At 74.8% G+C, this 22,061-nt stretch carries 17 protein-coding genes; 4 read left to right on the top strand and 13 right to left on the bottom strand.

Annotated elements, in window-relative coordinates:
• Positions 1-98 precede the first annotated feature (98 nt).
• The 4 genes from ACZ7RU_RS05265 to ACZ7RU_RS05250 form a co-directional block, all read right to left on the bottom strand.
• Positions 99-1,124 (bottom strand): trypsin-like serine peptidase, encoded by a 1,026-nt coding sequence (locus tag ACZ7RU_RS05265; RefSeq protein WP_470339585.1) that lies wholly within the window; start codon positions 1,122-1,124, stop codon positions 99-101.
• Between the two features lie 126 nt (positions 1,125-1,250).
• Positions 1,251-1,469, bottom strand: coding sequence for a PfkB family carbohydrate kinase (locus ACZ7RU_RS05260; protein ID WP_470339764.1), 219 nt, complete (start codon positions 1,467-1,469; stop codon positions 1,251-1,253).
• A gap of 135 nt (positions 1,470-1,604) precedes the next feature.
• Complete coding sequence (locus tag ACZ7RU_RS05255) at positions 1,605-3,233, bottom strand: MFS transporter (protein ID WP_470339584.1); 1,629 nt, start codon at positions 3,231-3,233, stop codon at positions 1,605-1,607.
• Between the two features lie 211 nt (positions 3,234-3,444).
• The gene (locus tag ACZ7RU_RS05250) at positions 3,445-5,169 is read right to left on the bottom strand and encodes a DUF885 domain-containing protein (RefSeq protein WP_470339583.1); all 1,725 of its coding nucleotides are present in this window, start codon (positions 5,167-5,169) and stop codon (positions 3,445-3,447) included.
• Positions 5,170-5,288: 119 nt separating this feature from the next.
• Here ACZ7RU_RS05250 and ACZ7RU_RS05245 point away from each other — a divergent pair, with 119 nt between their 5' ends.
• Positions 5,289-6,047 (top strand): TetR/AcrR family transcriptional regulator, encoded by a 759-nt coding sequence (locus ACZ7RU_RS05245; RefSeq protein WP_470339582.1) that lies wholly within the window; start codon positions 5,289-5,291, stop codon positions 6,045-6,047.
• Between the two features lie 101 nt (positions 6,048-6,148).
• Here ACZ7RU_RS05245 and ACZ7RU_RS05240 read toward each other — a convergent pair whose 3' ends face one another.
• The 8 genes from ACZ7RU_RS05240 to ACZ7RU_RS05205 all read right to left on the bottom strand — a co-directional run bounded on the left by ACZ7RU_RS05240 (position 6,149) and on the right by ACZ7RU_RS05205 (position 14,121).
• Positions 6,149-7,000, bottom strand: coding sequence for a fumarylacetoacetate hydrolase family protein (locus ACZ7RU_RS05240; RefSeq protein ID WP_470339581.1), 852 nt, complete (start codon positions 6,998-7,000; stop codon positions 6,149-6,151).
• Positions 7,001-7,251: 251 nt separating this feature from the next.
• The gene (locus ACZ7RU_RS05235) at positions 7,252-8,466 is read right to left on the bottom strand and encodes a serine/threonine-protein kinase (protein WP_470339580.1); all 1,215 of its coding nucleotides are present in this window, start codon (positions 8,464-8,466) and stop codon (positions 7,252-7,254) included.
• A 112-nt stretch (positions 8,467-8,578) separates the two neighbouring features.
• Positions 8,579-9,559: an ABC transporter substrate-binding protein gene (locus tag ACZ7RU_RS05230; RefSeq protein WP_470339579.1), complete on the bottom strand. Its 981-nt coding sequence runs from the start codon at positions 9,557-9,559 to the stop codon at positions 8,579-8,581.
• 46 nt (positions 9,560-9,605) lie between these two features.
• Positions 9,606-10,358 (bottom strand): amino acid ABC transporter ATP-binding protein, encoded by a 753-nt coding sequence (locus ACZ7RU_RS05225; RefSeq protein WP_470339763.1) that lies wholly within the window; start codon positions 10,356-10,358, stop codon positions 9,606-9,608.
• A gap of 53 nt (positions 10,359-10,411) precedes the next feature.
• Positions 10,412-11,425: an amino acid ABC transporter permease gene (locus ACZ7RU_RS05220; protein WP_470339578.1), complete on the bottom strand. Its 1,014-nt coding sequence runs from the start codon at positions 11,423-11,425 to the stop codon at positions 10,412-10,414.
• A 26-nt stretch (positions 11,426-11,451) separates the two neighbouring features.
• On the bottom strand, positions 11,452-12,399 hold the full coding sequence (locus ACZ7RU_RS05215) for an ABC transporter substrate-binding protein (protein ID WP_470339577.1): 948 nt from the start codon (positions 12,397-12,399) through the stop codon (positions 11,452-11,454).
• 10 nt (positions 12,400-12,409) lie between these two features.
• Complete coding sequence (locus ACZ7RU_RS05210) at positions 12,410-12,964, bottom strand: GNAT family N-acetyltransferase (protein ID WP_470339576.1); 555 nt, start codon at positions 12,962-12,964, stop codon at positions 12,410-12,412.
• The gene (locus ACZ7RU_RS05205) at positions 12,961-14,121 is read right to left on the bottom strand and encodes an LLM class flavin-dependent oxidoreductase (RefSeq protein ID WP_470339575.1); all 1,161 of its coding nucleotides are present in this window, start codon (positions 14,119-14,121) and stop codon (positions 12,961-12,963) included. Before ACZ7RU_RS05205 ends, ACZ7RU_RS05210 begins: the two co-directional genes overlap by 4 nt.
• 603 nt (positions 14,122-14,724) lie before the next feature.
• On the opposite strand from ACZ7RU_RS05205, the gene ACZ7RU_RS05200 reads away from it, so the two are divergent.
• Both ACZ7RU_RS05200 and ACZ7RU_RS05195 read left to right on the top strand, forming a co-directional pair.
• A complete protein-coding gene (locus ACZ7RU_RS05200) occupies positions 14,725-15,678 on the top strand; it encodes an amino acid ABC transporter permease (protein WP_470339574.1) in 954 nt (317 codons plus the stop codon).
• Positions 15,675-17,603, top strand: coding sequence for an FAD/NAD(P)-binding protein (locus ACZ7RU_RS05195; protein WP_470339573.1), 1,929 nt, complete (start codon positions 15,675-15,677; stop codon positions 17,601-17,603). The genes ACZ7RU_RS05200 and ACZ7RU_RS05195 overlap by 4 nt, the downstream gene beginning before the upstream one ends.
• 69 nt (positions 17,604-17,672) lie before the next feature.
• Here the strand turns inward: ACZ7RU_RS05195 and ACZ7RU_RS05190 are convergent, their stop codons facing one another.
• Positions 17,673-19,520 carry a serine/threonine-protein kinase gene (locus tag ACZ7RU_RS05190; protein WP_470339572.1) on the bottom strand — a complete coding sequence of 616 codons (1,848 nt, stop codon included), beginning with the start codon at positions 19,518-19,520 and terminating at the stop codon, positions 17,673-17,675.
• Between the two features lie 204 nt (positions 19,521-19,724).
• Between ACZ7RU_RS05190 and ACZ7RU_RS05185 the strand changes: the two genes are divergently transcribed.
• Complete coding sequence (locus ACZ7RU_RS05185; protein WP_470339571.1) at positions 19,725-22,004, top strand: FdhF/YdeP family oxidoreductase; 2,280 nt, start codon at positions 19,725-19,727, stop codon at positions 22,002-22,004.
• Positions 22,005-22,061 lie beyond the last annotated feature (57 nt).

Below are 22,061 nucleotides of genomic sequence, written 5' to 3'. Positions count from 1 at the left end.
CGTCATGTTCCGGGGCCGGTTGCGGCCGACTGGGGCCGGGCTGCTCCGGGCCGGGCCCCGGCCGGTCGGGGCCCGGCTCGGGACCGGGCCCCGCGGGCTCAGGAGGCGGCCGTCTCGGCCTGGGCGTACAGGTCCGCGATGGTGTGGTCGAAGTAGGCGCTGTACGAGACGTCGTCGGTGTCGCCGCCCTGCTGGTAGCCGCCTATCGTGCCGATCACGTCGCCGGTGGCGGTGTTGATCCACGGGCCGCCGCTGGTGCCGGACGGGTAGGCCGGGCACCGGACGACCCGCTGGTACTCGCCCTGCCGGGCGGTGGTGTCGGTGCACAGGAGCGGCGTCTCGGAGGTGGCGGGGTAGCCGTAGAGCCGGACGGTGGCGTCGAACGGCTCGTCCGTGCCCAGCCGGTTGCCGCCGACCACGTCCTCGACGTTGCGGCCGTCGCTCGGAGCCGTCTCCAGGATCGCGAAGTCCTCGTCCACCTCGCCGTTCCGGGACCAGCCGTCGGTGGTGTGGATCGCGGTCACCCGCCAGGTGCCGTACGGGGCGGAGCCGTCGCGGTAGCCGGGCGCGAAGGTGACGCCGTCGGTGCCGCTGAGGCAGTGCGCGGCGGTCAGCAGCAGGTTGCCGGTGGCGCTGTGCAGCACGCTGGCGGTGCAGAAGTGGTCGCCTGCGGCTACGGCGCCGCTGAACAGCGCACCGACGGTCCCGGTCTCGCGGTCGCCGGCCGGGGCCGGGCCGGTGGTGCCGAGGGCGGCGTCCCGGGCGGCGGGGGTGGCCGTCGCGGTGGCCTGGTCGGTCGGCACCGGGTCGGTCGGCGCCGGGTCGGTCGGCACCGGGTCGGTCGGCACCGGGTCGGAGCTCGGGGTGGCGGCCGCGGACGGGGTGGGGGCCGCGGACGGGGTGGGGGCCGCGACCGGGGTGGCCGCCGTCCGGTCGGTGGCCGGGGCGGGCGCGGCGGCGGCCCGGCTGCTGCGGGCCGCCTTCCCGGCGGCCGTGGCGTCGGACAGGTCCAGGCCGTGCGTCCCGGTCAGCACGGCGGCGACCGCCACCGCGGACAGCGCGGTGAGCAGGGACGGGGCCAGCAGTCTGCGGCGGCGCGACCTCTGGCGGCGGTGCTTGCCCATGCCTGTTTCTCCTGCCGGGGCGATCGGGGGCGGCGTTCGGTCAACGACTATGGCGCCTCGGCCTGGAAAGGTCGTGACGGGCGCCTCGGAGTTCGATGAGAAATCCGTCGCCCCCTGCCCCCGGGGTCACCGGGCGGGCAGCACCGCGTCCGGTTCGGCGGCTCCGACGAAGGCGGTGTGCGTCCCGGCGGAGGTGCGGGCGTGGGCCCCGGCCACCGTACCGGCCCGGGCGCGGTCCGGCGGCGGGCGGCCCCGGAACCAGGCGTACAGGATGCCGGTCACGAAGGCGTCCCCGGCGCCGCCGTTGCTGTCCACCACCGGGCGGCCCGGGTCGACGGCCGGCAGGTGGCGCGGCCGGGGGTCGTCCGGGGTGAGCGGGTCTCGTACTCGGACAGCACGGCGGCGCCTCCTTGGCCCCTGGACGGTGGCCAGGAGTCAAGCAGGCGCCGGAGGTTGACCGCAGGACCTTGCTGCCGGTCTTCAGTCGGCCGGCGGCCGCTCCACCCCCGTCTCCGCCCGGACCTCGCTCGCGGGCCGGACGTTGGCCCGGACGTCGGCGGCGGCCGCCGCCCGCAGGTCCGTCGGCCGGCCGTCCACGGCGGGTACGGCCGCCGCCTCGGGCTCCGCCGCACCACCCTCGACACCGGTGGCCTCGCCCGGCGCCGGCCGGTGGTCGATCATCAGCACCGCGACCAGCGCGGCCAGCAGCAGCACGCCCATCGCCACCCAGGTGGCGACGACGTAGCCGTGCACCGCCCCCTGGGCCCGGACCGCCGGGTCGGCGGCGACCCGGGTGGCCAGGAAGCTCGCGGTGGCACTCGCCGCGACCGTGTTCAGCAGCGCGGTGCCGACCGAACCGCCCACCTGCTGGGCCGAGTTGATGGTGGCCGAGGCCGCGCCGGCCTCGTTCGGGGCGACCCCGAGGGTGGCCAGGCTCATCGCCGGCATGAACACCAGGCCCATGCCGAAGCCGATCAGCAGCTCGGCGGGCAGCACCATGGCGGCCCACGGGCTGTCCACCCGCATCTGGGTCAGCCAGGCCATGCCGCCCGCGGCGAGCAGCAGACCCGGGCCGACCAGGTTCCGGGACGGCACCCTGGTCATCAGCCGGGCCGCGAAGCCCGTCGAACTCAGCACGATGGCGACCGTCATGGGCAGGAAGGACAGTCCCGACATGATCGGCGAGAAGTGCTTGATGGCCTGGAGGTAGTAGGTCAGGAACAGGAACGTGCCGAACATCCCGACCATCGCCAGGCCGATCGAGAGCGCGCCGCCGCCGCGGTTGCGGTCGGCGACGATGTGCAGCGGCAGCAGCGGGTGCGCGGTGCGCCGCTCGACCAGGACGAACGCCGCGAGCAGCGCCACGCCCAGGACCAGGGAGCCGAGCACCAGGCCGTCGCCCCAGCCCCGGGTCACGGCCTCGGAGGTGCCGTAGACGATCGCCAGCAGGCCGCCGCAGCCGAGCAGCGCCCCGGGCAGGTCCAGCCGCGTCCGGCGGCCCTTCCCGACGTGGTCGCGGTGCAGCACGGTGAACGCCGCGAAGGCGGTGACGGCGGCGATCGGCACGTTGACGAACAGGCACCAGCGCCAGTCCAGGTACTCGGTCAGCAGACCGCCGGCGATGAAGCCGATCGCGGAGCCGCCGCCGGCGATCGCGCCGAAGATGCCGAAGGCCGTACTGCGTTCCCGTGGATCGGAGAAGGTCGTGGAGAGCAGCCCCAGCGCGGAGGGGGCGAGCAGGGCGCCGAACGCACCCTGGAGGGCACGGGCGCCGAAGAGCATGGCCGGGCCGACCGCCGCGCCGCCGAGGGCGGAGGCGAGGGCGAAGCCCAGCAGGCCGACGGTGAAGACGCGCTTGCGGCCGAAGAGGTCGCCCAGCCGTCCGCCGAGCAGCAGCAGACCGCCGAAGGCGAGCGTGTAGGCGGTGATCACCCACTGCCGGTCGGCGTCCGAGATGCCCAGGTCCCGCTGGGCGGACGGCAGTGCGATGTTCACGATGGTGATGTCGAGCACGATCATGAGCTGGGCGGTGGCGATGACCGCCAGCGCCCACCAGCGGCGAGGGTCCGCGTCCTCATGACCGTGACCGGTTGCGGTGTACGCAGTCACTGGTCGGAGCCTTTCCGGAGTGGGGCGGAGAGGTCACGCAGTCGCCTTCCAGCGAAACTCCGCTCCGGACGGATCGCAAGGAAAAACCTCACCAAATCGGTCCTCCCGGACAAAAGGACCAGGCCCCCGGGACTCCGGACCGAGTCCCGGGGGCCTGGTTCCACGCCCGCCGGCGCGGCTCCGCCGCACGTGTTCCAGAGCGCCGCGTGGATCAGAGCGCCGAGAGCTCCTCGACCAGGTCGTCCAGCCCCAGCGAGCCCTGCGAGAGCGCCGCCATGTGCCAGGCCTTGAGGTCGAACTCCTCGCCGCGCGCCTCGTGCGCCGCCTTCGCCGCCGCCCGTCCGCGCAGCCAGGCGCGCTCGCCGAGCTTGTAGCCGATCGCCTGGCCGGGCAGGCCCAGGTAGCGGACCAGCTCGCTGTCCAGGAAGTCGGCGGACAGTCCGCAGTACAGGCCGAAGAACTCCCGGGCGTGCTCGGGGCTGACCGGCTCGCCCGGCTTGTACGGGGAGTCCGCCGGGAAGTCCATGCCCACGTGCATGCCGATGTCGACGATGACCCGCAGCGCGCGCATCATCTGCGCGTTGAGGTAGCCGAGGCGGTGGCCCGGGTCGGTGAGGTAGCCGAGCTCGTCCATCAGGCGCTCGGCGTACAGCGCCCAGCCCTCCAGGTTGGCGCTCACCCCGCCGAGGCTCACCTGGTAGGTGGAGAGCCGGTCGGCGACGTAGTTCCACTGCGCGAGCTGGAGGTGGTGGCCCGGCACGCCCTCGTGGTACCAGGTGGAGACCAGGTCCCAGACCGGGAAGCGGTCCCGGCCGAGCAGCGGCAGCCAGGTCCGCCCGGGGCGGCTGAAGTCCAGCGAGGGCGCGGTGTAGTACGGCGCGGCGGCGCTGCCGGCCGGGGCGATCTTCGACTCGACCCGGGTGACCGGCTCGGCCAGGTCGAAGTGGGTGCCCTGGAGGTCCCGGACGGCCTGGTCCATCAGGCCCTGGAGGTACTCCCGGGCGGCCTCGGCGCCCTCGATGGCCGGGCCCTCGGTCTCCAGCCACCGCATCGCCTCCAGCGGGCCCGCGCCCGGCAGGACCTTCCCGGCCTCGGTCTCCATCTGCGCCAGCAGGTCGTGGAACTCGCTCCAGGCCCAGGCGTAGGCCTCGTCGAGGTCCAGGTCGGCACCGGTCCAGTAGCGCACCCAGCGGACGTAGCGCTCCCGGCCCGCGGTGTCCGGGGCACCGGCCACGGCCGGGCCGTACACGTCGCGCAGCCAGTCGCGCAGTTCGGCCAGCGCCTCGGCGGCGGCCACCGCGTGCTTCGACAGCTCGGGGTGCAGCGACTCCGGCGCGCCCTGGACGAACCGTCCGAACCAGGCACCGGGGACCCGCTCGTCGGCGGGCGCGTCCTCGCCCAGCCACTCGGCGAACTGCCCGAGCACGGTGGCCACCTGGCGCGGGCCAGACAGCAGACCGCGCTCGACGCCCTCGGCCAGCGTCCGCCGGTACTGCTCGAACGCCACCGGGATCTTCGCCAGGCGGCGGCCGACCACCTGCCACTCGGCCTCGGTGTCGGTGCCCATCAGGGTGAAGGACTCCCGCAGGTCGTGCACCGGGGAGCCGAGGTTGCGCAGCGAGCGGAAGCTCTCCCCCGCCTCGTGGACGGCGAGTTCGGCGGTCAGCCGCTCGCGCAGCAGGCGGGCGCAGCGGCGCTCCGCCTCGTCCTCGGCGGCGCCGGCCCGCTCGGCCTCGTCGAGCTTCGCCAGGGTGCGGCGGGCGAGGTCGGCCACGGCCTCGGGGCCGGCCGGGGAGAGGTCGGGCAGCCGGTCGTCATCGAGGTTGACGCCGAGGTACACCGCGGTCAGCGGGTCGAGCTCGGCCAGTTCGCGGACGTGGTCGTCGGCGATGCGGCGAGGGGTGGCGCCGTCGGCGGTGATCAGTTCTTCACGCATTCGGACATCATTTCGTGGCGCGGCGGCTTTGCAACCCCTTTGCGACCGGGGTTCGCCGGCGAAAATCCGTTCGGCGCGACAGGACCCGATCCGTCCGGCGCCCATTACGCTTGGCCGCCATGGAAGCCAGCCCCACTCCGGCCGCCGGCCAGGGCCCCGGCCCGGCCGCACCCGAGCTGCGTCCGCGCCGCACCGGCTACCGGCGGCTGCCGGTCCAGCAGCGGCGCGAGCAGCTGATCGCGGTCGCCCTGGAGCTGTTCGCCACCCGGCCGCCCGAGGAGGTGGGCCTGGACGACGTCGCCGCGGCCGCCGGGGCGTCCCGCCCGCTGGTGTACCGCTACTTCGCGGGCGGCAAGCAGCAGTTGTACGAGGCCGCGCTGCGCACCGCGGCGGACGAGCTGACCAGCCGCTTCGCGGTACCGGTGCGCGGGACGCCGTCCGAGCAGCTGTCGGCGGTGCTGGACGGCTACTTCGCCTTCGTGGCCGAGCACGACGCGGGCTACTCGGCGCTGCTGCGCGGCGGTTCGGTGGTGGAGACGGCCCGCACCTCGGCGATCGTGGACGACGTCCGGCGGGCGGCGCTGCGGCGGACCCTGCGCCACCTGGGCGTGCGGGAGGCCGGGCCGCGGCTGACGCTGCTGGTGCGCTCGTGGATCGCGGTGGTGGAGGGTGCCTCGCTGAGCTGGCTGGACGAGGGGCGCGCGCTGCCGGTGGCGGAGCTGCGCGACTGGTTGGTGGACCAGTTCACCGCGATGGCGGCGGCAACGGCGCTGCACGACCCGCAGACGGCCGAGGTGCTGGCGGGGGTGCTCGCGCTGGAGGGGCCGCGGCCGGAACGGGCGGCGCGGCTGCGGGCGGTGCTGGGCGGCGCGTCGTAACGGCGCGCTTCGTCGCCGGCGCTTCGTGGCAGCGCGCGCTCCGTCGCGGCGCCGCGCAGGCCCTCCCGACCCCGTGCCAAGGGTCGGGGCGGCCTCGGCCCTCAGGCCTTGCCGAGCACCTGGCGCTGGCGGCCGAGCCCGTCGATCTCGATCTCGACCACGTCGCCCGGGGCGAGGTACGGCGTGCCGGGACGGCCCAGGGTCACACCGGCCGGGGTGCCGGTGATGATCACGTCGCCGGGCTCCAGCACCATGAACCGGCTCGCGTAGCGGACCAGTTCGAGCACCGGGAAGATCATCTCGGCGGTGCTGCCGTGCTGCCGCTGCTCGCCGTTGACCCAGAGCCGCAGGGTCAGCGCCTGCGGGTCCGCCACCTCGTCGGCGGTGACCAGCCAGGGCCCGAGCGGGGTGAAGGTCTCCGCCGACTTGCCCTTGTCCCACTGGCCGCCGCGCTCGAACTGGAAGGCCCGCTCGGTGACGTCGTTGGCGATCGTGTACCCGGCGATCACCGCGGCCGCCTCGGCGTGCGAGTCCAGGTAGCGGGCGGGGCGGCCGATCACGACCGCCAGCTCGGCCTCGTAGTCGGTCTTCTCGCCATCGCGCGGCACCAGCACCTCGTCGTACGGGCCGACCACGGTGGAGCCCGGCTTGAGGAAGACCACCGGCTCGGCCGGGATCGCGGCCCCGGCCTCGGCCGCGTGGTCGCGGTAGTTGAGCCCGATGCCGACCACCTTGCCCGGCCGGGGCACCGGGGCGCCCACCCGCAGGCCGTCGAGGTCCACCACCGGCAGGAGGCCGGCGGCCGCGTCCCGGGCCAGCGCGGCCGGGTCCAGCCCGGCCAGGAAGGCCCCGTCGAGGTCGCGGGCCCGCCCCGAGAGGTCGTACGCGGTGCCGTCCTCGCCCAGGACGACCGGGCGCTCGGCGCCCCGGGGTCCGACGCGCAGCAGCTTCATCGATCCGTCACCAGCCTTTCGTCGCAGCTCACCGGGGCGGCGCGGACGCCGCTCCCGAGTCCGGCAACGAGGTATACCAACGCGCCGGGCCGCAGGACCAGACCGTCCCGATGGGCGAAATCCTCCCGGTTGCCGGGCCGGCCGCGGCGTCGGCTCGGCGGCCCGCACGGTTGACACCGGCGGGCGTCCGGCGTCCGCGAGGCGGCAGCGCAGGGGGCGGCGGCGTGCGGGGCACGGCGACCCGGGGCACCTCAGTCGCCCTGCGCCCCGCCGCCGAGCAGCACCGCCAGGGCCGGCCCCCCGCGGGCCCGCCCCGGCCCGAGCCGGGCGGTCTCCCGCTGCCAGTGCGCGAGGTCGCGCCGCGCGTCCGCCCGGGCCTCCGGGCCGGCGCCGGGCGCCTGGACCAGCTCGTCCAGCAGGGCGACGGCCGCGCCCGGGCTGCCGTCCCGGGCCAGCCAGAGGGCCAGGTCGTGGCAGGTGCGCAGGGTCCGCGGGTCCTCCGGGCCGCAGATCCGGGCGAAGTCGGGGACGAGCGCGGTGAGGATCTCCACCGCCTCGGCCGCCTCCCCGTCCTCCCCGTGCCGCCAGGCCCGGTCGGCCCGCCGGCGCAGCTGCTCCGGGCTGGGGTCGTCCGGGCGCAGCATCCCGGGCCGGACGCCGCGCAGCCGCTCCAGCACCTCGACGGCGCCGGTCGGCCGCTGGTCGGGCCGCTTGGCGAGCAGGTCGGCGATCAGCCCGGCCAGCGCCGGGTCCTTGCTGCGCACCCGGGACGGGACCTCCTCCAGGTGCTTGTACATGTACTCGGCGACCGAGGCGGCGCGGAACGGGCGCGAACCGGTGCAGACCTCGTACAGCATGACGCCGAGCGCGTACAGGTCGGCCCGGCCGTCCACCGCGCCGCCGGACCAGCACTCGGGCGCCAGGTACGGGACGGTGCCGATCACGTTGCCGGTGGAGGTGAGCCGGACGGTCTGGGTGACCAGTCGGGCGATGCCGAAGTCCAGGACCTTGGCCCGCTCCCCCTCGTCCACGATCATCACGTTCTCGGGCTTGATGTCCCGGTGGACGATCCCCGAGCGGTGCGCGGCCTCCAGCGCCTTGCACACGTGCCGCATCCAGCGCAGCGCCTGCTCGGGGTCCGGCCGGGTGTCCTTGAGCACCTCGGACAGCGCCCGGCCGCGGACCAGTTCCATCACCAGGTACGGGATCTTCCCGGAGCCGGTCTCGGTCCAGCCGTAGTCGTACACGGTCACGATGTGCGGGTTGTTGAGGCCGCCGGCCGTCCGGGCCTCGCGGACGAACCGGCTGACGGCCTCCCGGTCGGTGGCGTGCTCCGCGAGCAGCACCTTGACCGCGACCTCCCGGCCGATGGTCGTGTCGGTCGCCCGCCACACCACGCCGAAACCGCCCCTGCCCAGCTTCTGCTCCAACCGGAAGCGACCGCCGAGCACCCCGCCCTTCTCCATGCCGTCCCCCAACCCGCCCGCGCCGGCCCGGCGTTCGCCGCCGGACCGGCCACCATAGCGGCGGGTGGGAACGAACAGGTGAACGGGCCCGGGCGGGCCTGCTCCGGTGCCGTCACGGCTTGGGCAGCCCGGGCGGGTTGATCTCGGAGCCGCGCACGGCCTCGCCGTCCAGGCCCCAGCGCTTGAGCACCTGCCCGTACGTGCCGTTCCGGATCACCTCGTCGATCGCCCCGCTCAGCGCCCTGACCAGCCCGTTGTCCTTCCTGGTGGTCGCCGCGATCTTGCCGAGGACGTCCGCGCCGCCGCCCGAGTAGGTGCCGACGACCTCGGTCTCGCCGGTCTGCACGGCGTGGAAGGCCACGCTGGGGTTGGGGCCGGTGTAGACCTCGATCCGGCCGGAGGCGAGCGCCAGGTAGTACTCGGTGCCCTGGAAGTACTTGAGGTCGATCGGCTTGAGGCCGTTCCTGACGTTCTCCTCGCTCCAGGAGACCAGCAGCTTCTCCTGGTTGGTGCCGGTGGCGACGCCGACCGACCGGCCCGCGAGGTCCCGGGCGCCGGCGACCTTGAGGCCGCTGCCCTTCCTGGCCTCGAAGCCCAGGACGTCCAGCCGGTAGGTGGCGAAGTCGTACTTCTCCTTGCGTGCCTCGGTGACGGTGATGTTGGAGACGCCCACGTCGTACTTGCCGCTGTCCAGGCCGACGAAGATGTTCTCCCAGGAGACCGGGTGGAACTCGACCTCGAGGCCCAGCACGTCGCCGATCAGCGAGGCGAGGTCCGGTTCGACGCCGATGACGGTCCGGTCGTCGTCGGCGTAGAAGTCCAGCGGCGGGGTGGTGCCGATGGAGTCGACCACGCTCAGCGTCCCCTTCTTCCTGATCTCCTCCGGGACCAGCGCGGCGATCGCGGCGACTTCGGGCGTGGTGACCCGGTTCTGGTTCGGCGACAGGTTCACCACCGTGCCGTCCGGCGCGGTGCTGCCCCTGGCCGGGGCGGGTTCCGCCGCCGCGCCCGCACTGCTGCCGCAGCCGGCCAGGGCGAGGGCGGCGGCGAGCGCTCCGGCGGCGGTCACGAGGGCGCGACGGGGTAGGGGCATGGCGGAACTCCTGCTCGGTGAAGGGGGTTTGAGGGGGAGGGGCGGGTCAGAGGACCTTGGCCAGGAAGGCCCGGGTGCGCTCGTGCCGCGGCCGGTCCAGGACCTCGGCGGGCGGGCCCTGCTCGACCACCACGCCGCCGTCCATGAAGACCACGGTGTCGGCGACCTCCCGGGCGAAGCCGATCTCGTGGGTGACCACGATCATCGTGGTGCCGCTGCTCGCCAGGTCCTTGATGACGTCCAGCACCTCGCCGACCAGCTCCGGGTCGAGCGCCGAGGTGGGCTCGTCGAACAGCAGCACCTTGGGCTCCAGCGCCAGCGCCCGGGCGATCGCCACCCGCTGCTGCTGCCCGCCGGACAGCTGCCGGGGGTAGGCGGCGGCCTTGTCGGCCAGCCCGACCCGCTCCAGCAGCGCCAGCGCCGTCGCCCTGGCCTCGGCCCTGGGGCGGCGCAGCGCGGCGACCGGCGCCTCGACCAGGTTCTCCAGCACGGTGAGGTGCGGGAACAGGTTGAAGTTCTGGAACACGAAGCCGATCCCGGTGCGCTGGCGCAGCACCTCGCGCTCCCTGAGTTCGTACAGCTTGTCGCCGGAGCGCCGGTAGCCGATCAGCTCGCCGTCGATGGCGACGTGGCCGCGGTCCAGCTTCTCCAGGTGGTTGATCGCGCGCAGCAGGGTGGACTTGCCGGAGCCGGACGGGCCGAGCACCACGGTCACCGAGCCGGCCGGGACGTCCAGGTCGACGCCGCGCAGGACCTCCAGCCGGCCGAAGCTCTTGTGCAGGCCGCGGACCCGCACCATCGGGGCGGCCGGGGCCGGACCGGCCGGCGCCGGGTCGGGCTTCGTCAGGGTGGTCACGACTGTCCTCCGGAGGTACGGGCGGCGGCGGGCCGGATGCGGTCCGGCAGGCTCCGGGCGATGGCCCGGACGCGCTGCCACGGGGTGGACGGCGGGGTGCGCCGGGCGCCGCGGGCGAAGTGGCGCTCGACGTAGTACTGGCCGATCGAGAGCACGGTGGTCAGCAGCACGTACCAGACGGTGGCGACCATCAGCAGCGGCACCACCCGGCCGGTGCGGCCGTAGATCACCTGCGCCTGGTAGAAGAGCTCGCCGATGGCCATCACGTAGACCACCGAGGTGCCCTTGAGCAGCGAGATCACCTCGTTGGCGGCGGCCGGCAGGATGCCCCGCATGGCCTGCGGCAGCACGATCCGCCAGCCCTGGCGCCAGGGCGGGATGCCGAGCGCGGCGGCGGCCTCCCGCTGGCCGGCGTCCACCGCGATGACGCCGCCGCGGATGATCTCGGCGGCGAACGCGGCCTGGTGCAGCCCGAGGCCGAGCACCGCCGCGCCGAGCGCGCCGAGCACCCCGACGGTCTCGACGTCGCCGAAGGTCGGGCCGAACGGGACGCCGATCCCGAACCGCTTGTACAGGTAGGAGAGGTTGAACCAGAACACCAGCTGGACGATCAGCGGGATCGAGCGGAACACCCACACGTAGGCCCAGGCGATGGACCGCAGGATCGCGCTGCGGGACAGCCGCATCGCGGCCACCACGGTGCCCAGCAGGAAGCCCAGGACCGTGCCGTAGGCGGTGAGTTGGAGGGTCCGTCCGATCGCCCGGAGGATGGTGTCGGCGGTGAAGTAGAGCCGGAAGGTGGCCCAGTCCCAGCCGGGGTTGGTGGCCAGGCCGTGGGCGAACTGGGCGAGCACGACCAGGGCGGCGATCCCGGCGGCCCAGCGCCAGGGGTGCCGGGCGGGGACGGTCCGCAGGCCGTCCAGGGCGTCGAGGTCGAGGGCGGCCGTCGGCCGGTGGGCCGGAGCCGCCGGGGCGGCGGTGGTCTCGGTGGTCTCGGTGGTGACGGTCATCGGGGTCTCCTCGGAGGGGCCGGCGCTCAGCCGTGCTCGGGCGGGCTGATCTGCGACTCCTTGATCGCCGACTCGGCGACCCCCCACTTGCGCAGGATCCGCTCGTACGTCCCGTCCTTGATCAGCTGGTTGACCGCCGCCTGGAGGGCCGGGGCGAGCTTCGATCCCTTCTTCAGGGCGAAGCCGACGTCGAGGCGGTGGAACTCGCCGAGGAAGCGGGTCCCGGAGGCCTCCTGCGCGGCCTGGTGGCGCAGGCCGTTGATGGTGGACATCTCGACGTCCACCCGGCCCTGCTGGAGGCTGGTCAGCAGGGCGCCGCTCTCGCTGAACGCCTTGACCTCGTACGGCTTGCGCCCGGCGTCGGCGCAGGCGTTCCGCCGGCTGTTGAGGGTGGTCTCGAAGGTGGTGCCGGCGCCGGTCCCGATGGTCAGTCCGCACAGCTGGAGCAGGTCGGTGACCGGCTGGATCGCGGTGTTGTCCTTCTTCACGGCGAAGCCCTGGCCGTCGTCGATGTAGGTGACGAAGTCGATGGTCCTCAGCCGCGCCGCGGTGACCCCGAAGTTGCCGGTGCCGACGTCGTACTTCCCGCTGTCCAGGGCGGGCAGGATGGTCTCGAAGGCGGCCTCCTCGCGCTGCACGGTGAGACCGAGCAGCCTGGCGACCGCGTCGGTGAAGTCCACGTCGATCCCGGCCGGCTTCCCGCCGGCCCCGTCGGCGTGGAACGCGGTCGGCGGCGAGCCGAAGGCCGAGCCGAACTTCAGCGTGCCGGCCCGGCGGACCTCCTCGGGCAGCAGCGCGGCGGCGGCCTCCGAGCGGGTGAGGCCGGAGACGAGGTCCTCGGCGGCGGCGGTGGCGGCCGGACCGCCCGGCCCCGCCGCACCCGCGATCTTCGGGTCCGATCCGCAGGCGGCCAGGGCCAGGACCGGCAGCAGGGCGGCGGTCGCGAGCAGGCGGCGGGCGGTGCTGGTTCTCACGGGAGGCCTTTCAGGAGGTCGGGGCCGGAACGGTCGACTGCCGTCCGCTGGTCGCCGGTTGCTTCGCGGGGCGGCGCTCCGCGGACGCCGGCAGCCGCTTCTCGAACGGGAGCGGGCCGATGGTCAGGGGGTCGGCCGAGACGTCGAACAGAGGGGTGTAGCCCGAGGCCAGGTAGAGGCCCCTGGCCTCGGGCTGGCGCGGGCCGGTGGTGAGGTACAACCGCGTGTAGCCGGCCGCGGCCGCCGTCCGCTCCAGTTCGGCCAGCACCCGGCGGGCCAGGCCGCGGCGGCGGTGCGCGGAGTGCGTCCACATCCGCTTCACCTCGGCGGTGAGCCCGTCGTAGCGCTTGTACGCGCCGCCGGCCACCGGTTCGCCGTCCTCCAGCAGGAGCAGCAGCACCCCGTGCGGCTCGGCGAAGGCCTCGGCCGGGTAGCGGGTCATCTCCTGGCGGCCCTCTGGGCCGTACCGGGTGACGTACTCGTGGGTGAGCTCGCGCAGCAGCGGTTCGGCCAGCGGGTCGTCGACGGCCACCGTACGGAACCCGGACCGGGCTGCCGCGCTCACGCCTGCGCCGCGATCAGCTGGTGGCGGTCGCGCTCGGCCCGCTCGGCCCGGGCGGCCGCGGCGGCGTCCCGCTTGGCGACCTCCTCGCGGACGATCGGGATGACGTACCGGCCGAAGTCGATCGCGTCGTCCAGCAGGTGGTAGCCGCGCGCGGAGAGGATGTCCACGCCGAGGTCGTAGTAGTCGAGCAGTGCCTGGGCGACCGTCTCCGGGGTGCCCACCAGCGCGTTGGAGTTGCCCGCCCCGCCGGTGGCCGCGGCGGTCGGGGTCCACAGCGCGCGGTCGTAGCGCTCGCCGGCCTCGGCGATCTCGATCAGCCGCCGGGAGCCGGCGTTCTCGGGCCTCGCGGTCTCCGGCGCTGACCCCGGCGCGGCCCCCGGCCGGCCGGCGCCCCGGCGGGCCCGGATCGCGGCCACCGTCCGGTGCGCCTTCTCCCAGGCCAGTTCCTCGGTCGGCGCGATGATCGGCCGGAACGCCACCTGGATCCGCGGCACGTCGGTGCGCCCGGCGGCCCGGGCCGCCTCCTTCACGCGCTCGATCTGCTCGGCGGTGCGGGCCAGCGGCTCGCCCCAGAGGCAGTAGATGTCCGCCTCGGCGCCGCCGGCCGCGTAGGCCGCCTCCGAGGAGCCGCCGAAGGAGACCGCCGGGCGCGGTTGCTGGACCGGGAAGACGTCCGAGACGAAGTCGTTGAAGCGGTAGTACGGGCCCTCGTGGTCGAAGGGCTCGCGGCTCGTCCAGGCCTTCTTGACGATGCCGATGTACTCGCGGGTGCGCTCGTAGCGCTGGTCCTTGGTCAGGAAGTCGCCCTCGCGCTGCTGCTCGTGGTCGTTGCCGCCGGTGATGAAGTGCACGGTCAGCCGGCCGTCGCTGATCCGGTCGAGGGTCGCGAAGGTCTTGGCCGCGAACGTCGGGTAGGAGACGTTCGGCCGGTGCGCCAGCAGGATCCGCAGGCGGTCCAGGTGCGAGGCGAGGAAGGCCGCCGCGGCCGCCGGCTCCGGGGCGCCGGCCGCGTACGCGAAGAGCACCCGGTCCCAGCCGTGGTCCTCGTGCGCCCGGGCCAGCCGCAGGGTGTAGTCGCGGTCGAAGGCGGCGGTGGTGCGGGCGGTGGTCTCCGAACCGTCGCCGGTGGCGGCGATGCCGAGGAATTCGACGGGCATGGCGGAACCTTTCGGGGTGGGCGGAAGTCCGACGGGCCGCGGGCGGGCAGCCCGGAGGCGGCCGCGGCGGGGCGGCCGTCGAGCGGGTGAGGGCGCGGGGAGTGCGGGAGGGGACTGCCGGAGCGCAGTGCGAAGTCATCGGCGGCGGCCAATGCCTGACAGATCGTCAGTCGGCGACGGGCGGGCCCGGGCCACGACGGGGCGAACCGAGGGAGGCTCCCCGCGGGGAGATCAGGCCGGACGGGCGGCCCGCTGCCGGGTCAGCCGCGACACGCCGCGGACCACACCCGACCGAAGTCGATGTGGTCGCGGGTGACCAGGGGCTGCTCGGCGTACATGGCCCCAAGTTGAGCAGTCGGCCGATCGGTACGTCAACCATCCATCATTGCCGCACTGTTGCGATCTCCTGTCACTTCTCCGAAGGCCGCCGCAGGACCGCTCCCGCCCTCCCGGTCACCCTTGACAGCCGTCGATCGCGCATGCGTACGATCGACGCGGAGTGCAGTGCCTGCGCCGGCCGTGTTGAGGGACACGGGCCGCGCCCCGCGTACGTGACCACCGCCGTACCCCTCCCCGCCCGCACTCCGCCCAGGAGCCGCCGCCATGGCCACCCCGCAGGACGTCCTGCCCGCCCCCTCCGCACTCGACCGGCCCGCCGCGCCACCCGCCCCCGAGGCCCGGATCGTCGCCCGCCGCAAGCCCGGCCAGTGGGCGGCCGCCGCCGTCGCCCTGCTGCTGGCCGCGATGGCGGTCAACTCGGTGATCCGCAACAAGGCCTTCCAGTGGAGCGTGGTCGCCGACTGGTTCACCGCGCGGTCCGTACTCGACGGGCTCGCCCTGACCCTCTGGCTGACCGCCGTCACCCTCGCCCTCGGCTTCCTGTTCGGCACCCTCCTCGCCACCATGCGGCTGTCCGCCAACCCGGTGCTGCGCACCCTCGGCTGGGGCTACGTCTGGGTGTTCCGTTCCACCCCGCCGCTGGTGCAGCTGCTGTTCTTCTTCAACATCGGCGCGCTCTACCCGACCCTCGGCCTGGGCATCCCGTTCGGCCCCGAGTTCGTCACGGTCAGGACCGTCAACCTGATGGGCCCCACCCTGACCGCCGTCATCGGCCTCACCCTGCTGGAGACCGCGTACGCCGCCGAGGTGATCCGCGGCGGCATCCTCTCCGTGGACCGCGGCCAACTGGAGGCGGCGTCCGCGCTCGGGCTCGGCCGGTGGCGGGTGCTGCGCCGGATCGTGGTGCCGCAGGCGATGCGGGCGATCGTGCCGACGGCCGGGAACATGCTGATCGGCGCGCTCAAGGGCACCAGCATCGTCAGCGTGCTGGCCGTCTCCGACCTGCTCTACTCGGTGCAGCTGGTCTACCTCCAGTCGTACCAGGTCATCCCGATGCTGATGGTCGCCACCCTCTGGTACCTGGTGGTCACCACCCTGCTGTCCATCGGCCAGTACTACGTGGAGCGGCACTTCGCCCGGGGCGCCACCCGCGACGGCCTGCCGCCCACCCCGTTGCAGCGGGCCCGCACGGCCGTCGCCCGGGTGGTGCGGGCATGACGCGCCTGGTCATCGTCGGCGCCGGCCCGCGCGGCACCGGACTGCTGGAGCGGATCGCCGCCAACGCCGCCGAACTCCTGCCCGCCGACCGGCCGTTGGCGGTCCACCTGGTCGACCCGTACCCGCCGGGCGCGGGCCGGATCTGGCGCCACGACCAGTCCCCGCTGCTGCGGATGAACTCGATGGCCGAGGACGTCACCATGTTCACCGACGAGCGCTCCACCCTCGAAGGGCCGGTCCGCCCCGGCCCCTCGCTCGCCGAATGGGCGCCGCGGCAGCAGGAGTTCGCGCCCTACCGGGAGGTCGCCGACCCCAGCGTCCGAGCCGAGCTGCGCACCCTCGCGCCCACCGACTTCCCCACCCGCCGGGCCCAGAGCGCCTACCTGGACTGGGTGTTCCGCCGCGCCGTCGCCGAACTGCCCGCGCACGTCACGGTCACCGTCCACCGCGACACCGTCCGGCGGATCGAGGGCCCCGCCGACGGCCCGCAGACCGTCCACCTCACCGACCGGACGCTCACCGCCGACCACGTGGTGCTCGCCCTCGGCCACCTCGGCTCCGCCCCGCACCCGCGCTTCGCCGCCGACGCCGACTTCGCCGCCCGGCACGGCCGCTTCCACCTGCCGCCCGCCTACTCCGCCGACGTGGCCGCCGAGTTGGCCGCCCTCGCCCCCGGCGAGCCGGTGGTGCTGCGCGGCCTCGGCCTCGCCTCGGTGGACCTGGTCACGCTGCTCACCGAGGGCCGCGGCGGCCGCTTCGAGCCCACCGGCGACGGCCCCGCGCTGCGCTACCTCCCGTCCGGCCGCGAACCGGTGCTCCACCTCGGCTCCCGGCGCGGCGTCCCGTACCACTCCAAGACCGGCTACCGCCTCCAGGGGCCGCCCGCGCCGCTCCCCCGGTACTTCGACGCGGCCGCCGTGGACGCCGTGCTCGCCACCGGCGGACCGCTCGAACTGCGGCGCGACTTCTGGCCGTTGATGGCCAAGGAGGTCGGCTTCGGGCACTACCACGAGCTGTTCCACGCCCACCCCGAGCGCACCGCCCTGCCCTGGCCGCAGTTCCTCGCCCGCTACGACCGGCACGGCTGGTACAGCCCCGGACTCGCCGCCCTGGTCGCCGAGGCCGTCCCCGACCCGGCCGACCGGCTGGACTTCGAACGGCTCGACCGCCCGCTGGCCGGCCTCGAACTGGGCACCGACGAGGAGCTCCAGGCGCACCTGCGCACGTACGTCGCCGCCGACGCCGACCGCCGCGCCGACCCCGCGCACAGCGCCGACCTCGGCGCCTTCCTCGCCCTGCTCTCGCTGTTCGGCCAGCTCCCCCGGGTGATGTCGAGCGGCCGGCTCACCGCCCGCTCGACCGCCGAGGAGGTGGACGGGTGGTTCTTCGGCTACTTCGGCTTCCTCGCCTCCGGCCCGCCCGGCTTCCGGCTGCGCCAGCTGCTCGCCCTCTCCGAGGCCGGGGTGGTGCGCTTCCTCGGCGCGGACCTACGGGTCGAACGGGACGAGGCGAGCGGCACCTGGCGGGCCTCCGGCGCCACCGTGCCCGGCCACACCGTCACCGCGACGGCGCTGGTCGAGGCGTACCAGCCCGCCCACGCGCTGGCCCGCACCCTGGACCCGGTGCTGCGCGAGCTGCACCGCACCGGACGGATCGTCGAGGAGGTGGTCACCGACCCGGACTACACCCACCGCTCCGGCCTGGTCGCCGTCGCCCCCGCCGACGGCCGGCTGCTCGACCCGGCCCTCGGCGGCGCCCCGCACCCGCGCCGCACCGCCCTCGGCCCGCACACCAGCCTGCGCGCGGCCGCCGCCTTCGCCCGCCCGCGCACCGACGCCCCGGGCTTCCGGCAGAACGACGCCGCCGCCCGCGCCCTGCTCCGGGCGCTGGCCGCCCTCCCGGCCGCCCCGGCGCTGGCCGCGTGAGCGCCGGGAGCGCCAGGGCCGCCGGAACCACTGGAGCCCCCGGGACCGCCGGGACCGCGGCGGGGGCGCTCAGGCGCCGAAGATCTCCTCCACCAGGTCCTCGTCCGAGACGTGGTCCGGGGCGTCGAACACCACGTCCGCGACGCCCTTCAGACCGATCCCCCGGTCCAGCGCGTCCATGCAGGCCCGGGCCTCCTCGTCGCCGGCGAAGTCCCACACCCGCAGCCGGCGCACCAGCACCAGCGCCTCCATCGGGCTCATCCGCGGCGTCCGGCGGCGCTGTCCCGCCGCCTTGCGGCCGGCCGGGGCCAGCTGCTGCTGCTGGTAGCCGGCCAGGTCCTGCCAGGCCTGCACGGTGCTCGGGTGGTGCTCGCCCAGCACCCGGGCGAGGTCCGGCAGCAGCCCGCGCAGCTGGACCACCGCGCCCTGCGGGTCGCCCCGGTTGGCCTGGTGCAGCGCGAGGTCGTGCCGGGCCTTCAGGACCCGGGGGTCGTACGGGCCCCAGGCGGCGTGCAGGTCGGGCAGCAGTTCGTTCATCAGCCGGATCGTGGTGACCGGGGCACCGCTCTCGCCGACGCACCAGACCAGGTGGTAGCGGGCACCGAGGGTGTCCGGGTCGAGCGGGCCGAGCGCCGAGCGCATGTCGGCCGCCAGGGCGGTCAGCAGCCGGATCGCGCCGTCCAGGTCCCCGGTCCGGCTGAGGTACCAGGCGAAGTCCCGCCAGGTGCACAGGGTGTCCCGGTCGCTCGCGCCGAGCGCGGTCACGCACTCCTGGGCGAGGGCTTGCAGGAGCATCGCCGACTCACCGGCCGTCGTGGCCCGGTAGGCGGCCGACCGGCGCTCGCGCAGCCCGGCCCGGACCGCCTCGGCCGGCGGCGCGGCCGTCACCGGGGGCGTGGTCAGCGGCGGCAGCACCGCCGGGACGGCGGGCGGCGCCACCGGCGCCACGGGCGGCACGGCGGGCACTGGGACGACCGGCGGAACACTCGGCGGGACGCTCGGCGGAGGCGGCACCGCCGAGGCCGGGCGCTCCACCACCGTCGGCACCGGCGCCGGTACGGCCGCCCGGTCGCCCTGCCACCCGGCCGGCTCGGCCAGCTCGGCCAGCCGCCGCTCGACCGTACGGGCGTCGGCCGGCCGGTCCGCCGGGTCCTTCGCCAGCAGCTCGGCGACCAGCCCGGCCACCTGCGGGGGCAGCCCGAACTGCGCCGGGTCCAGCGGCGCGGGCGGCTCGTTGAGGTGCTGGTACATCAGCACCGGCGTCGAGTCCCCGCCGAACGGCCGCGCCCCGGTGAAGAGTTCGACCAGGACGCAGCCCAGCGCGTAGAGGTCGGCCCGCCCGTCCACCCGGCCGCCGGTCCAGCGCTCCGGCGCCATGTACGCCGGGCTGCCGACGATCGTCCCGGTGGTGGTCAGCCCGCCCGCACCGGTGTCCAGCTGGGCGATGCCGAAGTCCAGCACCTTCGGGTGCCCGGCGTCGGTGATCATCACGTTGTCCGGCTTGATGTCCCGGTGCACCATGCCCGCGTCGTGCGCGGCCGCGAGCGCGCCGCTGATCTGCCGCCCCCAGCGCAGGCTGAGCGCGGGCTCGGGCACGCCCGCCCGCAGCACCTCGGTCAGGGTGCGGCCGGTGAGCAGTTCCATCACCAGGTAGGTGACCTCCTCGCCGCCGAGGTCGCACTGCCCGAGGTCGTGCACCGTGACGATGTGCGGGTGCGAGAGGTTGCCGGCCGCACCGGCCTCCCGGACGAACCGCAGCGCGGCCTTCGCCCGGCCCCCGCCGTGGTGCCCGATGACCTTGACCGCCACCGGCCGCCCCATCCGGGTGTCCCGGGCCCGCCACACCACCCCGAACCCGCCCTGCCCGAGCTTGTCCACCAGCTCGTACCGGCCGTCCAGGACGTCCCCGACTCGCACGCGCCCTCCCCTCCCGCCATGACGCCCAGACTCTACCGACGGCCGCCCCTCGTCGCGGAGACGGTCCGCCCCCGTCGCGGAGCCCGCCTTCCCGCCGGTCCGCGGCGCCGGCCCTCCCCCCGTCACGGCGCAGGTGGAAGGATGAGCCGTGGGCCCCGCGACGGTGCGGCGGCCCGGACCAGCAGAGCCCCGAGGAGAGCGGCCATGGCCAAGCAGGCCCCGCAGAGCGACCCGGCCCAGGACGCCCCCGAGGTGTCCGCGCCCCAGCACGCGGCCGCCGGGCTGCCCGCCGTCGGCCACAGCCTGCGGATGGCCGCCGAGCAGATGGGTGCCCGCCGCACCCTGGCCACCCTGCTCAAGGTCAACCAGCAGAACGGCTTCGACTGCCCGGGCTGCGCCTGGCCCGAGCCGGACAAGCCGCACACCGCCGAGTTCTGCGAGAACGGTGCCAAGGCCGTCGCCGAGGAGGCCACCGAGCGCCGCGTCCGCGCCGAGTTCTTCGCCGCCCACCCGGTCGCCGACCTTGCCGAACGCTCCGGCTACTGGCTGGGCCAGCAGGGCCGGCTGACCCAGCCGATGCTGCTCGACGAGGGCGCCACCCACTACACGCCGGTCTCCTGGGACGACGCCTTCGCGCTGATCGCCGAGGAGCTGAAGGCCCTGGACACCCCGGACGGCGCCGCCTTCTACACCTCCGGCCGGACCAGCAACGAGGCCGCCTTCGCGTACCAGCTGTTCGCCCGCCGGCTCGGCACCAACAACCTGCCGGACTGCTCCAACATGTGCCACGAGTCCTCCGGCTCGGCGCTCACCGAGACGCTCGGCGTCGGCAAGGGCAGCGTCAGCCTGAAGGACCTCTACCAGGCCGACCTGATCATCGTGGCCGGCCAGAACCCGGGCACCAACCACCCCCGGATGCTCTCCGCGCTGGAGCGCGCCAAGCGGGCCGGCGCCACCGTCGTCAGCGTCAACCCGCTGCCGGAGGCGGGCCTGGAGCGGTTCAAGAACCCCCAGCACGCCCGCGGCCTGGTCGGCCACGGCACCAAGCTGACCGACCTCTTCCTGCAGATCCGGCTCGGCGGCGACCTCGCGCTGTTCCGCGCGCTGAACCGGATCATTCTGGAGCGGGACGGCGTGGACCACGAGTTCGTCGCCGAACACTGCCACGGCTTCGAGGAGTTCGAGGCCCAGGCGCGCGGGACCGACCGCGACGAGGTGCTCGCCGCGACCGGCCTGCCCTGGGAGCAGATCGAGGAGCTCGGCCGGCTGGTGCTGGACTCCAGGAGGATCATCGTCTGCTGGGCGATGGGCCTCACCCAGCACAAGCACGCCGTGCCGACCATCCGCGAGGTGGTCAACTTCCTGCTGCTGCGCGGCAACGTCGGCCGTCCCGGCGCCGGCGTCTGCCCGGTGCGCGGGCACAGCAACGTCCAGGGCGACCGGACGATGGGCATCTTCGAGCGCCCCACCACGGCCTTCCTGGACGCGCTGGGCAAGGAGTTCGGCTTCGAGCCGCCGCGCGAGCACGGCCTCGACTCGGTGGACACCATCCGCGCGATGCGCGACGGCAGGATCGGGGTGTTCTTCGCGATGGGCGGCAACTTCGTCGCCGCCACCCCGGACACCGAGGTGACCGAGGCCGCGATGCGCCGCTGCCGGCTGACCGTCCACGTCTCCACCAAGCTCAACCGCTCGCACGTGGTCACCGGCGCCCGCGCCCTGATCCTGCCGACGCTGGGCCGCACCGACCGGGACGTCACCGCGCACGGCGCCCAGTTCGTCACCGTCGAGGACTCGATGGGCCAGGTGCACGCCTCGCGCGGCGGCCTGCGCCCGCCCGCGCCCGGCCTGCTCTCCGAGACCGCGATCGTCTGCCGGCTCGCCCGCAGCGTGCTCGGGCCGCAGGACACCGTGCCGTGGGAGGACTTCGCCACCGACTACGACACCCTGCGGGACCGGATCGCCCGCGTCGTCCCGGGCTTCGAGGACTACAACGAGAAGGTCCGCCGCCCCGGCGGCTTCACCCTGCCGCACGGCCCCCGGGACACCCGCACCTTCCCGACCGCGACCGGCAGGGCCAACTTCACCGTCAACCCGCTGACCGCCCCGGAGGTCCCGCCGGGCCGGCTGCTGCTCCAGACCCTGCGCTCGCACGACCAGTACAACACCACCGTCTACGGCCTCGACGACCGCTACCGGGGCATCAGGGGCGGGCGCCGGGTGGTCCTGGTCAACCCCGCGGACGCCGACGAGCTCGGGCTCGCCGACGGCCGGTACGTCGACCTGGTCAGCGAGTGGAGCGACGGCGTGGAGCGCCGCGCCCCGCACTTCCGGGTCGTCCACTACCCCGTCGCCCGCGGCGGCGCGGCGGCCTACTACCCGGAGACCAACGTCCTGGTGCCGCTGGACTCCACCGCCGACATCAGCAACACCCCCACCTCCAAGGCCGTCGTGGTCCGCTTCGCCCCCGACAGCGGCGAATAGGAGCGACGGGCCGCCCCCGGGCAGCACGGAGGCCGCCCCGCGTCACCGGACGCGGGG

Source organism: Kitasatospora sp. NPDC114501 (assembly GCF_055633695.1).
This window is presented reverse-complemented; position numbering and strand designations above follow the sequence as displayed.